Origin of the sequence: Escherichia sp. WS1118 (assembly GCF_046487695.1) — a bacterium.
Lineage (GTDB): Bacteria > Pseudomonadota > Gammaproteobacteria > Enterobacterales > Enterobacteriaceae > Escherichia > Escherichia coli.
This window is the reverse complement of record NZ_JBJQIZ010000002.1, coordinates 389,462-402,753: the sequence shown is the minus strand read 5'-3', so window position 1 is coordinate 402,753 and position 13,292 is coordinate 389,462. Positions and strand designations below refer to the sequence as shown.

Here is a 13,292-nt window from a genome sequence, read left to right as displayed (position 1 = left end):
TTATTCCTTTTTATTTTTTAGCAACATAACGCAACAGGCTGCACTGAAAGATGGTCTTAAACCAGCGGGAATCGAAGTCCCTGACTTGCCTCAGGAAAAATACGGCACCGGGTTTACGGTCAAATACAGCTTCAAAAGAAGTATTTCCGCTTGCCACAGCTGCAGCGAAGACGGGTAACCAGGCCACGGAATAGCGGTGATTTGCGTCAGGATTAATACCAATCACTGGATTTTTTTGTGACATCATCCATTTATACAGACGCTTGCAGCCATATTCAGGCCAGCGAGCTTCACTGTGCTCACGTAAAAGCTCCTGATACCACCCGTGGACACAAGATTCAGGAATAGACGGAGGGAGATATCCGTTACTTAACCATTTCTCAATTTCATCGGCATATGTCGGGAACACGAGCCCCAGCCGTTGAAACATATTAGTAACCAGTAATTTCTGGGTTTCCTCCGGTGCACCTTTTTGGCTCAGGAACAATTTGAAACGCTCAGATGCAGCTTTGATCTCAAAGATGGGGAAAAACTCCCATAGAATAGGGAACTCATTCTCAATACGACTCAGGTACTCTGCTGACATTTCAAATTTGAAGAGCGACATTGCCAATGCCTGCGGATGCTGCACCAGTGCACGCCATACTTCAAAGGTTGCCAGTGGTAAATACCCGAATTGATCGTACAGGCTACGCATAAATTGCCAGCCGGAATGGGCAGGATCGTTAGCCATCTGTCCGAGAACCAGTGTGATGGTATTAACTTCTGCCTGTGGATTAAAAAGCTGGGTCGCTTTCTGCAATGAGCGGATGTTGCTTTCTTCTACCGGTAACGAAGATTCGCCACGAATGAAGCAGGGACGAAAAGCCATCTCTTCACCCGGTTTAGGGACAACCAACCACGGTCCATTTTTGTTAACGATTGAGCTCAACTCATATTCACCGACAGGCACTCCCTCGCTCATTCTAGATGCTAAGGGAATGGATTTCCTCTCGGGTTCACTTAACAGCATGATAACGGGGGAAGGAATCTGCCCAGCACGATGGTTCACTGACTGGCTGAGTAATAGTTCTTTTTCATAATCATAGCGCAGGCTGTATTTATAGCGACGAATTTGCCAGGCCATGACCACACCTGCCCCCGTAATACGCATCTCAACAACCTGATCAATACCTGCCTCAAGTGAAATCAGGTTCTCAATATGTTCGCGCAGACTATAGAGATTCAATTCAACAGGACGATCGCTCAACGCCGTATAACACCATTCATGCCATGCCTGTAATCCACTAACGGAGCGCAAATACAACTGCAATGTATATTTTGTCGGCTCACCATTTCTGGAGAACAGAAACGCTCTGGAACCCAGCAGATCATGCAGCGTAATGTTTTTATCCAGAGGACGTCCGTTTACATCAAGAGCGAGACAGCCTTTAGCGGGAAAAGGTAACTCAATGTCGATGGGGTCAGCCGCCAAATTAGGCAGAACTTGTAATGTAATAAATGCCGGAGGTACCCCTTCCGCTTTAAGTTGTATCTCTGTTCGCCCCTCAGTACGCTTACGTGTAGCCTCCAATGTTTTATCTTTAAGTTTTGCTACACAAGGATGCTGTGTGGTGATTAAGATAGTGCCTTCATTTGCGTGCATTCCACCTTTTATCTCAATACTGAAATCAGCAGGCAAGATACCGATTTTGCGACGCAAGAGCGTTTCATTGTTACTATTACGGATAGAAAGATATTGAGCCCCCAGCATCTCTTGTATATGACATTGCTCAATTGAAATTCCGCTCAGGTAACGCGTTACATCAATGCTTTGAATATCCGGTAGTGTAGAAATGACTTTTGGTACACCAATAAATGTTTCATCTGGATGACAAACCCAGCTTGCACGCTTTCCATTTAGAGCAAACCTTCCGATGCTGATTTGTTCTCTTCCGGTGCGAATCCGATAAGTTTCATTTGCTGTAACTGTAACGTCCTGACATCCCTTCACAGGTAGTGCTTTTAGTCCTAATACGTTTACTGCGCTCGATTGGCCATCAAAACCAGCAACATTGCTATTATCCCGAGGGAGTACAATCAGAACATCGCTGCTTCGTACACTGCAAGAAGCCTGTCCCTGTAACAGCCATTGATCTGCATCAACGATGAAGGTTAACGGCACCTCACCAATGGCAATTTCACTGTCATCAAGTTTAATACTCCCAACAATCATCCCTCCAGCACGAGCCACTAACGACAAACCTGCCGATGGATTTTGCCTGACAAATCTCACTTCGCTTTTACGTAATCGAACTGTTGCCTGTCTGTTTTCCAGGGAAGCATAGGCTGGCCCAAGGCCAGAGACTTCCTCACCATCTTCACAAATGGCAAGTTCAAAGCGCGTAGTTGACGGCTCGCTTGTTACAGGAAAGGAAACTTCGTCCGGAAGAGATACTATCCCCCTAAGCTCATCTGGATGCTTTTCTGACCAATAGAATTGGCAACGCGTACTCTTATTTTTTTGTAGTCGAGGCTTAGCCTCTACAGAGGCTGCGCATAGCAGTCCATTCAAAAAATGCGTTCCTGTTTCATCATCTAACGGTATTGGAAACTCGCTTCGCCAGGTAGGGTGAACCTTCTCAAGCTGTTGTACTGGTTCTTTGTGATTTATTAGGTTGTGAGTAAGTACTAAGGAATTGAGGTTATCAGCCATATGACTGATAAGTTCTACAGAGGTATCTTCGCTAAAAACAGTTGGCAGCGCTGATTTTTCTATGACAGCTCTTGCCAGCGAAAGGGCAGAAAAACCTGACTGCTTTGCTTGCTCATATTGTCCAAGGATCCTGGAGAAAACAGCCAGAAAGCGACTGTCTGATTCTTTGAGTAGCCGGAAAGGTAAACCACCTTCACTGAATAATGTTCCGAGAAAATTGCGTCGTTCAGATTCATAAAATCGAATTGGGCGCAGCCAGTAATCTTCCATCCCTTTCGGTACGATAGTACCAAGCTCTGTGGCGGTGAATGAAATCCCTATTTTTTTATATATAGGGTCCCACGTCCATCCGCATTGCCGTTCATAATCCCTGCGGTACCACTCAGAGCAAAAAAGAACAAAACAGGCAGCAAAGTCCCTATTACATATATTAGATTGCGATTGACCGACCGCACGGAGTAGCTGCATTAATTGGGTATATTCATCATTGGTTGCATGATATTCATAAAGAGGACGGCCATCCGGTTGTCTCAACCCTCTAAGATTCACAAAGTTACTTAGCCAGGAAGTACATTTTACCCATGAAATGTATTCTGATTGACCCAAAGCAAGCTCCTTAGAGATAAAAGATACAAAAACAAAACCCTACAATACTTCTAATTTGAAAGAAAACTTTTCAAATTATCGTATAATTAATCAGGCGGCAACAACTAATTTTTCAGGTCGGTACTATAAATTAATTTTAGATAAAAATGATATCAACTATCTATTAATCACAACTCATTTATCACCTGGTTTTATAATTTCAAATGAAAATAAATCTCAAACAATCAAAAAGTATGCAGTAGCTAACATTTAACTTTCCAGGATATAAAACAATTAGAGAAACTGCACAATAGCGAATAATGAGAGTTGTAAAGTCAGTCAAAAAACACAAGTAATCAGTGTGCGTTTTTTGACCGTTATCGACATGAGTTTAAAGAGTTTAGTGAAGAAGATATTCCTGTACACTCCATACCTATTGATGAATTGTCTCGGGAAAATTTTTATAACTTAATTTAAAAACATAAAAACGTTTTATTATATATAAATCTATAACCCCCCTCACTCCACATCCTCCCTGCGTAACCCAATATCCCTCAACCGCTCATCACTCATCTGCTGTAACCCCCGCCGGGCCTGCATTTGCCGCCGCCAACGCCTCACTGCCTGCCAGAGTTGCACAAGTCCAATAAACGGTGCTTTAGCTTTGTTTTCGTGAAATTCCATCTGCTGCCTCCTCATCTTTCAGAGGCTTCATCATCCGCCTTCTGGCAGTTCACAATACAGATGCAAATATTAGTTTTATTTAACATACAGACAGGTTAAAACAGCATCTGCATCCGGTTTTTTAGCCTCATCTGTACCGGTTTTTCTCTCTGTATGGTCCAAATAAGGAACACAGCATGACGCGTTATCAACATCTGGCGACTCTGCTTGCCGAGCGGATTGAGCAAGGGCTGTATCGTCACGGGGAGAAATTGCCGTCGGTGCGCAGCTTAAGTCAGGAGCACGGCGTCAGCATCAGTACCGTGCAGCAGGCGTACCAGACGCTGGAAACGATGAAGCTCATCACTCCGCAGCCGCGTTCGGGTTATTTTGTCGCACAACGTAAAGCCCAGCCGCCAGTACCGCCGATGACGCGTCCGGTGCAGCGCCCGGTGGAAATTACCCAGTGGGATCAGGTGCTGGATATGCTGGAGGCGCATAGCGACAGTTCCATTGTTCCGTTAAGTAAAAGCACGCCGGATGTCGAAACGCCCAGCCTGAAACCGCTGTGGCGGGAGCTAAGCCGGGTGGTGCAGCATAATCTGCAAACCGTTCTCGGTTATGACTTGTTAGCCGGCCAGCGGGTATTGCGCGAGCAGATTGCCCGCCTGATGCTCGACAGCGGCTCGGTAGTCACCGCCGATGACATCATCATTACCAGCGGCTGCCATAACTCGATGTCGCTGGCGTTAATGTCGGTGTGTAAACCGGGCGATATTGTCGCGGTCGAATCCCCCTGTTATTACGGTTCGATGCAGATGCTGCGCGGCATGGGCGTGAAAGTGATTGAAATCCCAACCGATCCAGAAACAGGCATCAGCGTTGAAGCGCTGGAACTGGCGCTGGAACAGTGGCCAATTAAAGGCATCATTCTGGTGCCAAACTGTAATAATCCGCTGGGATTTATTATGCCGGACGCGCGCAAACGGGCCGTTCTCTCTCTCGCTCAGCGTCATGATATTGTGATTTTTGAAGATGATGTCTACGGCGAACTGGCAACGGAGTATCCGCGCCCGCGGACCATTCATTCCTGGGATATCGACGGGCGAGTGCTGTTGTGCAGCTCGTTCAGTAAAAGTATTGCACCGGGCCTGCGCGTGGGCTGGGTCGCACCGGGGCGCTATCACGATAAACTGCTGCATATGAAATATGCCATCAGCAGCTTTAATGTACCGTCCACGCAAATGGCGGCGGCAACGTTTGTGCTGGAAGGTCATTATCACCGCCATATCCGGCGGATGCGGCAGAATTATCAGCGCAATCTGGCGCTTTATACCTGCTGGATACGGGAATATTTTCCCTGCGAAATCTGTATTACGCGCCCGAAAGGCGGATTTTTACTGTGGATAGAATTGCCTGAACAGGTCGATATGGTCTGCGTCGCGCGGCAGCTATACCGCATGAAAATCCAGGTGGCGGCAGGCTCGATTTTCTCGGCTTCCGGCAAATACCGTAATTGTCTGCGCATCAACTGCGCTTTGCCGCTCAGCGAAACCTATCGCGAAGCACTGAAGCAAATTGGCGAAGCCGTGTATCGGGCAATGGAATGAATTCGAAATAGTGGCGAGCCCCCTGATTTCCTCTCACGAATAGCGTGTGACTCGTTTTATCTTTGCAGGGTCATCTCCACGTTCCAGCATGGCTTAGGCAAAATGCGCTTCGTTCATGCCGGATGCCATGTGAACGCCTTACCAGGTCTACAAAATTTTTAAAGTTCAATATATTGAATGGGTTATGTAGACCTGATAAGCGTAGCGCATCAGGCAGCTTTGCGTTTGTCATCGGCCACTGATTAGTACTCGATCCATGGATCGCGCTTGCTTTCAGGCAAGGGCTGATCTAATGCCTGCATTTGCTCTGCCGAAAGTCCGGTAATCTTTTGTATCCATTCAGGATCCGCCCCATTCTGCAACAACAATCGGAGGAGGCTCTGTTCCCCTTCTTCTTTCCCTTCTTTCCTCCCCCTCTCCCTTCCCAACAACCATCCATCATTATGAATTCGCTCTGCAATCGTCATTATTCGCTCCCTGTGTTGTGGCATTCGACGGGTTAGTTCACTGATAAACTCTTTAAAACTCGCTTCATCGCCAGCCAGTAAAATGTAATTTAACAGCGCGGTTATCTGGCTGTCATTAGCGCACCCTGTAACCAGTAATACTGCCAGTTGATCAATAAGCCCCATTAGATCGCGCTGGCGAATATGCTTTTGGATCAACTCCAGCAGGGCGACTCTGCGATGCTGCACAATCTCGTCGTCTGGCACGACAGTGATATCCACCAGCGGGAACGCGGCGGTATAAAGCTTCCGTGCGGTAGTCGGGTCGGCAAATTCGTCCAGCCAGCACAAAGACCAGGGATAAGGGCTACGGCTACCGTGATAAAACAGCATCGGGATGACCAGCGGTAGCTGCCGGCGTTTATCATGTTCGATATGGCGCTGCATCACCGCCATGGAATATCGCATCAGACGAAAGGCCATATGAATATCCTCACGGCTCTGATGTTCAATCACTACATAAATATAGCCATCGCCTTCACGGGTCTTTACCGACCACAGAATATCGGAATGTAGCGCCCGCAATTTTTCATCGACAAAGCTGGCGGATTCCAGTTTTAAGCTATCGAGATCGCACAGTTCACGTAAATCTTTGGGTAAGTGGATCTCCATGAAATCCCGCGCGGTGTCAGAGTGTGTGAGAAAGGATTTAAATAATGCGTCATGCGGCGTGCTGGTCGTAAAGTTTGTCATGGCGATCCGTCACCTGTAGATAAGATGGCCCAACTTTAGCGACTAACAAAGCCATTCACACCTGGCTATTTCCTATTCCCCGAGGCGGTTTCCAGGCTATTTTTATTCTTCTGCAAACGATACATTTTTATGGAAGATATCTCGCTTTTTGCGTTTTCTTACCGTCAGGCTCTATTCTTACGATATGAATAAACTCATTGAACTCAGACGCGCCAAAATGTTGGCGCTCTCTTTACTGCTTATCGCCGCTGCTACCTTTGTCGTTACGCTGTTTTTGCCGCCCAATTTTTGGGTGAGCGGTGTTAAGGCGATTGCTGAAGCGGCGATGGTCGGCGCGCTGGCGGACTGGTTTGCGGTGGTGGCGCTGTTTCGCCGCGTGCCGATTCCGATCATTTCTCGTCATACGGCGATTATCCCGCGTAATAAAGACCGGATTGGCGAAAATCTCGGCCAGTTCGTGCAGGAAAAATTTCTCGATACCCAATCGCTGGTGGCATTGATTCGACGTCACGAACCGGCGTTGTTGATTGGCAACTGGTTTAGTCAGCCGGAGAACGCCCGCCGCGTTGGTCAGCATCTGTTACAGATCATGAGCGGTTTTCTCGAACTGACCGATGATGCGCGTATTCAGCGCCTGCTTAAGCGCGCGGTCCACCGGGCGATCGATAAGGTCGATCTTTCCGGCACCAGCGCACTGATTCTGGAGAGCATGACCAGAAACGATCGTCATCAGGTGCTGCTCGATACGCTGATCGCACAGTTGATCGCCCTTCTCCAGCGCGATAAATCGCGCAAGTTTATCGCCCAGCAAATTGTTCGCTGGCTGGAGAGCGAGCATCCACTGAAAGCCAAAATTTTGCCCACTGAATGGCTGGGCGAACATAGCGCGGAGTTGGTTTCTGACGCGGTGAATTCTTTGCTTGATGATATCAGCCGCGATCGTGCGCATCAGATCCGCCATGCGTTTGATCGCGCCACTTTTGCCCTGATCGACAAGCTGAAAAACGATCCGGAAATGGCAGCGCGAGCCGATGCCGTAAAAAGCTATCTGAAAGAAGATGAAGCTTTTAACCGCTATCTCAGTGAATTGTGGGGGGATTTACGGGAATGGCTGAATGCGGATATCAACAGTGAAGATTCTCGTGTGAAAGAACGTATCGCGCGGGCGGGGCAATGGTTTGGCGAAACGTTAATTGCCGATGATGCCTTGCGGGCGTCGTTAAATGGTCATCTCGAACAAGCCGCACACCGCGTTGCGCCTGAGTTTTCCGCATTCCTGACTCGCCACATTAGCGATACGGTAAAAAGTTGGGACGCACGGGATATGTCGCGGCAAATCGAGTTAAATATCGGCAAAGATCTCCAGTTTATCCGTGTCAACGGTACGCTGGTTGGCGGTTGTATTGGACTTATTTTGTATTTGCTGTCGCAGCTCCCGGCCTTGTTCCCCCTCGGCAATTTATAGAAATCCATGAAAAACTAAGTGGCTAACCGCGAGAGAGATCAAATAAACCACACTAAAAGAATGGTAATAATGTGGCCTCTTTTCATTATCTCCCGTGGTACGGGGAAGGAAAATCATGTCACTTGTCACCGATCTACCCGCCATTTTCGATCAGTTCTCTGAAGCTCGCCAGAAAGGCTTTCTCACCGTCATGGATCTCAAGGAGCGCGGCATTCCGCTGGTTGGCACCTACTGCACCTTTATGCCGCAAGAGATCCCGATGGCAGCCGGTGCGGTTGTGGTTTCGCTATGTTCCACCTCTGATGAAACCATTGAAGAAGCCGAGAAAGATCTGCCGCGCAACCTCTGCCCGCTGATTAAAAGCAGCTACGGCTTCGGCAAAACCGATAAATGCCCCTACTTCTACTTTTCTGATCTGGTGGTCGGTGAAACCACCTGCGACGGCAAAAAGAAAATGTATGAATACATGGCGGAGTTTAAGCCCGTTCATGTGATGCAACTGCCAAACAGCGTTAAGGACGATGCCTCGCGTGCATTATGGAAAGCCGAGATGCTGCGCTTGCAAAAAACGGTAGAAGAACGTTTTGGGCACGAGATTAGCGAAGATGCTCTGCGCGATGCCATTGCGCTGAAAAACCGCGAACGTCGCGCACTGGCCAACTTTTATCATTTGGGGCAGTTAAATCCTCCGGCGCTTAGCGGCAGCGACATTCTGAAAGTAGTCTACGGCGCAACCTTCCGGTTCGATAAAGAGGCGTTGATCAATGAACTGGATGCAATGACCGCCCGCGTTCGTCAGCAGTGGGAAGAAGGCCAGCGACTGGACCCGCGCCCACGTATTTTAATCACCGGCTGCCCAATTGGCGGCGCAGCAGAGAAAGTGGTGCGCGCGATTGAAGAGAATGGCGGCTGGGTTGTCGGTTATGAAAACTGCACCGGGGCGAAAGCCACCGAGCAATGCGTGGCGGAAACGGGTGATGTGTACGACGCGCTGGCGGATAAATATCTGGCGATTGGCTGCTCCTGTGTTTCGCCGAACGATCAGCGCCTGCAAATGCTCAGCCAGATGGTTGAAGAATATCAGGTCGATGGCGTAGTTGATGTGATTTTGCAGGCGTGCCATACCTACGCGGTGGAATCGCTGGCGATTAAACGTCATGTGCGCCAGCAGCACAACATTCCTTATATCGCTATTGAAACAGACTACTCCACCTCGGATGTCGGGCAGCTCAGCACCCGTGTCGCGGCCTTTATTGAGATGCTGTAAGGAGTGGCAGTGACATATTCGATTGGCATTGATTCCGGCTCAACCACCACCAAAGGGATCTTACTGGCTGACGGCGTGATTACGCGCCGTTTCCTCGTTCCAACACCCTTTCGCCCGGCAACAGCAATTACTGAAGCCTGGGAAACTCTGCGCGAAGGGTTAGAGACAACGCCGTTTCTGACGCTCACCGGCTACGGACGGCAACTGGTGGATTTTGCCGATAAACAAGTGACGGAGATCTCCTGTCACGGGCTGGGCGCACGGTTTCTTGAGCCAGCAACGCGCGCGGTAATCGACATCGGTGGTCAGGACAGCAAAGTGATTCAGCTTGATGATGACGGTAACCTGTGCGATTTCCTGATGAATGACAAATGCGCGGCGGGCACCGGGCGTTTCCTGGAGGTGATCTCGCGCACGCTTGGCACCAACGTCGAACAGCTCGACAGCATTACCGAAAATGTCACGCCGCACGCCATCACGAGTATGTGCACAGTATTTGCCGAATCAGAAGTGATCAGCCTGCGCTCAGCGGGCGTCGCGCCAGAAGCGATTCTCGCCGGAGTGATTAACGCGATGGCGCGGCGGAGTGCCAATTTCATTGCTCGTCTCTCCTGTGAAGCGCCGATTCTGTTTACTGGTGGCGTTAGTCACTGTCAAAGGTTTACCCACATGCTGGAAAGCCATCTGGGAATGCCGGTACAAACTCACCCTGATGCGCAATTCGCTGGTGCAATTGGCGCGGCGGTGATTGGTCAACGAGTGAGGACACGCCGATGAAAGAGTTTTTATTTTTATTTCACTCCACGGTCGGCGTCATACAAACCCGCAAGGCGTTGCAGGCAGCTGGCATGACTTTTCGCGTCAGCGATATTCCCCGTGATTTACGCGGCGGCTGCGGGTTATGCATTTGGCTGACCTGTCCGCCTGGCGAGGAAATTCAATGGGTGATCCCTGGGCATACGGAATCAGTTTATTGTCAGCAGGATGGTGGCTGGCGCTGCATTGCACATTACGGGATTTCTCCGCGTTAAGGATTCATTAAGATCGCTACGTATACTTCTCGATATCTTATTGATTTGCCTTAAAGGGATTACCGTGACAAAAAGTATTTCGTTAAGTAAACGCATCTTCGTTATTGTGATTCTTTTTGTCATTGTGGCAGTGTGTACTTTCTTCGTGCAATCTTGCGCCCGTAAAAGCAATCATGCAGCATCATTTCAGAATTACCACGCCACCATTGACGGCAAAGAAATTGCAGGCATAACGAATAATATCTCTTCGCTGACCTGGTCGGCACAAAGCAATACTCTTTTTAGCACTATCAACAAACCTGCCGCCATTGTTGAAATGACCACCAATGGTGATTTGATCCGCACAATTCCTCTGGATTTTGTTAAGGATCTCGAGACGATCGAATACATTGGCGATAATCAGTTTGTCATTAGCGATGAGCGCGATTATGCCATTTATGTGATTTCACTGACCCCAAACTCGGAAGTAAAAATCCTCAAAAAAATAAAAATCCCGCTGCAGGAATCCCCAACCAATTGCGGTTTTGAAGGATTGGCCTATTCTCGCCAGGATCACACTTTCTGGTTTTTTAAAGAGAAAAACCCGATTGAGGTCTACAAAGTTAACGGGCTGTTAAGTAGCAATGAATTGCATATCAGCAAAGACAAGGCACTACAACGGCAATTTACTTTAGATGATGTGTCCGGCGCAGAATTTAACCAACAAAAAAATACGCTTCTGGTGCTGTCTCATGAATCTCGCGCACTCCAGGAAGTAACGCTGGTTGGCGAGGTTATCGGTGAAATGTCACTAACCAAAGGCAGTCGAGGTTTGTCGCATAACATCAAACAGGCCGAAGGGGTTGCGATGGATGCCTCTGGTAATATTTATATCGTTAGCGAACCAAATCGTTTTTATCGCTTTACCCCTCAATCATCGCATTAACAGGCTGGCATGTTTCACCTTTTTGTTATTAACTTGTTAACAACAAAAATGACAAACAAGGTTAAACATGCCTTCGTCCACGCATCCCGTAGAACGCTTTTCTTTCAGCACCGCGCTTTTCGGGATGCTGGTTCTGACCTTAGGTATGGGTTTAGGCCGCTTCCTTTATACGCCTATGTTGCCCGTCATGATGGCGGAAGGATCGTTTTCATTTAGCCAGCTCTCGTGGATTGCCAGCGGCAACTATGCGGGGTATCTGGCTGGCAGTCTGCTATTTTCTTTTGGCGCATTTCACCAGCCATCGCGCCTGCGCCCATTTCTGTTGGCTTCTGCCCTGGCGAGCGGGTTGTTGATCCTCGCAATGGCATGGTTGCCGCCATTTATTCTGGTGTTATTGATTCGCGTCCTGGCGGGTGTCGCCAGCGCCGGAATGCTGATTTTTGGTTCGACGCTGATTATGCAGCACACGCGCCATCCTTTTGTGCTGGCAGCTTTGTTTTCTGGCGTTGGCATTGGCATCGCACTGGGCAATGAATATGTTCTGGCAGGCCTGCATTTTGACCTCTCCTCGCAAACGTTATGGCAAGGTGCCGGGGCGCTTTCTGGCATGATGCTGATTGCACTTACGCTTTTAATGCCCTCGAAAAAACACGCCATCACACCAATGCCATTGGCAAAAACGGAGCAACAGATAATGAGCTGGTGGTTACTGGCTATTCTGTACGGCCTGGCGGGATTTGGTTATATCATCGTCGCGACTTACCTGCCGCTCATGGCGAAAGATGCAGGCTCACCATTGTTAACCGCCCATCTCTGGACGTTAGTCGGCTTATCAATTGTGCCTGGTTGCTTTGGCTGGCTATGGGCAGCAAAACGTTGGGGGGCTTTGCCCTGCCTGACGGCGAATTTGCTGGTGCAGGCTATCTGTGTGCTGCTTACTCTCGCCAGCGACTCGCCTCTCTTGCTTATCATCAGCAGTCTTGGTTTTGGCGGTACCTTTATGGGCACGACATCTCTGGTGATGACTATCGCCCGCCAACTGAGCGTACCGGGAAATCTCAATCTTTTAGGCTTTGTGACGCTCATTTACGGCATTGGGCAAATCCTCGGCCCGGCGCTGACCAGTATGCTCAGCAATGGAACATCGGCGCTTGCCAGCGCCACTCTCTGCGGCGCGGCGGCGTTGTTTATTGCTGCGCTTATCAGCACAGTGCAATTATTTAAGCTACAAGTGGTCACTTCATGAGAGAAGTTTCCCTTACCACTCAAGAAACTCAACCGCAACCGTTGATGTCAGCCAGACCCCGTTTTCCGCTTGCCAGAAAGGGATCCCTCGTTTCGCCATTTCCTGTGCTTTGACGGTTAAGATAACCGGCGAACCGTGTCTTGCTCCCACTTTGCGTGCCGTTGCTTCATCAGCAGAGAGATGCACGTAATGGCGCTCCCCTGCAATCAGCCCTTGTTTTTTTATCTCGTCAAGAAAACGGCTTGCCGTACCGTGGTAGAGAAATTGTGGCGGTGTTTTTTCGATGAAGCCAATGGCGACCTGCGAAGTCGAATGCCCCTGAACGGCGCGAATACACGTACCATCACTGGAATAACTAAAGCGCTTTTTATCGCTGGTGGCGACAACGGTATCCAGTAATGCGCGGGTTAACCGCTTGCCCGCTTTTTGGGCACAAAGTATGAGCTTATCGATATCCGCCCATCCTTCACGGTCCAGCACGATGCCAATCGCCTCTGGTTTATGTCGGAGGACAAAACTTAAAAACTTGCTCGTCTCTGCCAGCTCTTTGTCGTTGTATTTTGCCATCGCGTTTTCGTCCCTGAATTTTCTGTTTTTATTTACTGA

General features: G+C 48.8%; 11 protein-coding genes. 7 read left to right on the top strand and 4 right to left on the bottom strand.

Annotation, left to right across the window (positions count from 1 at the left end):
- Positions 1-10: 10 nt before the first annotated feature.
- Both yjiT and ACJHYO_RS05290 read right to left on the bottom strand, forming a co-directional pair.
- Complete coding sequence (gene yjiT / locus ACJHYO_RS05295; RefSeq protein WP_115445189.1) at positions 11-3,301, bottom strand: protein YjiT; 3,291 nt, start codon at positions 3,299-3,301, stop codon at positions 11-13.
- 498 nt (positions 3,302-3,799) lie between these two features.
- The gene (locus ACJHYO_RS05290) at positions 3,800-3,964 is read right to left on the bottom strand and encodes a DUF1127 domain-containing protein (protein WP_001682535.1); all 165 of its coding nucleotides are present in this window, start codon (positions 3,962-3,964) and stop codon (positions 3,800-3,802) included.
- Positions 3,965-4,140: 176 nt separating this feature from the next.
- On the opposite strand from ACJHYO_RS05290, the gene ACJHYO_RS05285 reads away from it, so the two are divergent.
- A complete protein-coding gene (locus ACJHYO_RS05285) occupies positions 4,141-5,553 on the top strand; it encodes a PLP-dependent aminotransferase family protein (RefSeq protein WP_001682534.1) in 1,413 nt (470 codons plus the stop codon).
- Positions 5,554-5,795: 242 nt separating this feature from the next.
- Here the strand turns inward: ACJHYO_RS05285 and ACJHYO_RS05280 are convergent, their stop codons facing one another.
- The gene (locus tag ACJHYO_RS05280) at positions 5,796-6,752 is read right to left on the bottom strand and encodes an Rpn family recombination-promoting nuclease/putative transposase (RefSeq protein ID WP_053294456.1); all 957 of its coding nucleotides are present in this window, start codon (positions 6,750-6,752) and stop codon (positions 5,796-5,798) included.
- Positions 6,753-6,936: 184 nt separating this feature from the next.
- Here ACJHYO_RS05280 and ACJHYO_RS05275 point away from each other — a divergent pair, with 184 nt between their 5' ends.
- From ACJHYO_RS05275 to ACJHYO_RS05250, 6 genes are all read left to right on the top strand, one after another.
- A complete protein-coding gene (locus tag ACJHYO_RS05275) occupies positions 6,937-8,217 on the top strand; it encodes a DUF445 domain-containing protein (RefSeq protein WP_014640274.1) in 1,281 nt (426 codons plus the stop codon).
- Positions 8,218-8,332: 115 nt separating this feature from the next.
- Positions 8,333-9,484, top strand: coding sequence for a double-cubane-cluster-containing anaerobic reductase (locus ACJHYO_RS05270; protein WP_001298064.1), 1,152 nt, complete (start codon positions 8,333-8,335; stop codon positions 9,482-9,484).
- A 9-nt stretch (positions 9,485-9,493) separates the two neighbouring features.
- Positions 9,494-10,261, top strand: a complete 768-nt coding sequence (gene yjiL / locus ACJHYO_RS05265) for a putative 2-hydroxyacyl-CoA dehydratase activator YjiL (RefSeq protein ID WP_014640273.1) — start codon at positions 9,494-9,496, stop codon at positions 10,259-10,261.
- Positions 10,258-10,515: a DUF3343 domain-containing protein gene (locus ACJHYO_RS05260; protein WP_000657674.1), complete on the top strand. Its 258-nt coding sequence runs from the start codon at positions 10,258-10,260 to the stop codon at positions 10,513-10,515. Before yjiL ends, ACJHYO_RS05260 begins: the two co-directional genes overlap by 4 nt.
- A 64-nt stretch (positions 10,516-10,579) precedes the next feature.
- Positions 10,580-11,440 (top strand): SdiA-regulated domain-containing protein, encoded by an 861-nt coding sequence (locus ACJHYO_RS05255; protein WP_001300028.1) that lies wholly within the window; start codon positions 10,580-10,582, stop codon positions 11,438-11,440.
- 67 nt (positions 11,441-11,507) lie between these two features.
- Positions 11,508-12,686, top strand: a complete 1,179-nt coding sequence (locus ACJHYO_RS05250) for an MFS transporter (RefSeq protein WP_001141220.1) — start codon at positions 11,508-11,510, stop codon at positions 12,684-12,686.
- A gap of 12 nt (positions 12,687-12,698) precedes the next feature.
- On the opposite strand, the gene kptA is transcribed toward ACJHYO_RS05250, so the two are convergent.
- Complete coding sequence (kptA, locus tag ACJHYO_RS05245) at positions 12,699-13,253, bottom strand: RNA 2'-phosphotransferase (protein ID WP_094259029.1); 555 nt, start codon at positions 13,251-13,253, stop codon at positions 12,699-12,701.
- Between the last annotated feature and the right edge of the window lie 39 nt (positions 13,254-13,292).

Excerpts from the sequence above, each read along its gene's own strand:
- ACJHYO_RS05280 (WP_053294456.1), bottom strand. The coding sequence starts at position 6,752 with ATGACAAACTTTACGACCAGCACGCCGCATGACGCATTATTTAAATCC.
- ACJHYO_RS05275 (WP_014640274.1), top strand. The coding sequence starts at position 6,937 with ATGAATAAACTCATTGAACTCAGACGCGCCAAAATGTTGGCGCTCTCT.
- ACJHYO_RS05290 (WP_001682535.1), bottom strand. The coding sequence starts at position 3,964 with ATGGAATTTCACGAAAACAAAGCTAAAGCACCGTTTATTGGACTTGTG.
- ACJHYO_RS05270 (WP_001298064.1), top strand. The coding sequence starts at position 8,333 with ATGTCACTTGTCACCGATCTACCCGCCATTTTCGATCAGTTCTCTGAA.
- ACJHYO_RS05285 (WP_001682534.1), top strand. The coding sequence starts at position 4,141 with ATGACGCGTTATCAACATCTGGCGACTCTGCTTGCCGAGCGGATTGAG.
- kptA (WP_094259029.1), bottom strand. The coding sequence starts at position 13,253 with ATGGCAAAATACAACGACAAAGAGCTGGCAGAGACGAGCAAGTTTTTA.
- ACJHYO_RS05260 (WP_000657674.1), top strand. The coding sequence starts at position 10,258 with ATGAAAGAGTTTTTATTTTTATTTCACTCCACGGTCGGCGTCATACAA.
- ACJHYO_RS05250 (WP_001141220.1), top strand. The coding sequence starts at position 11,508 with ATGCCTTCGTCCACGCATCCCGTAGAACGCTTTTCTTTCAGCACCGCG.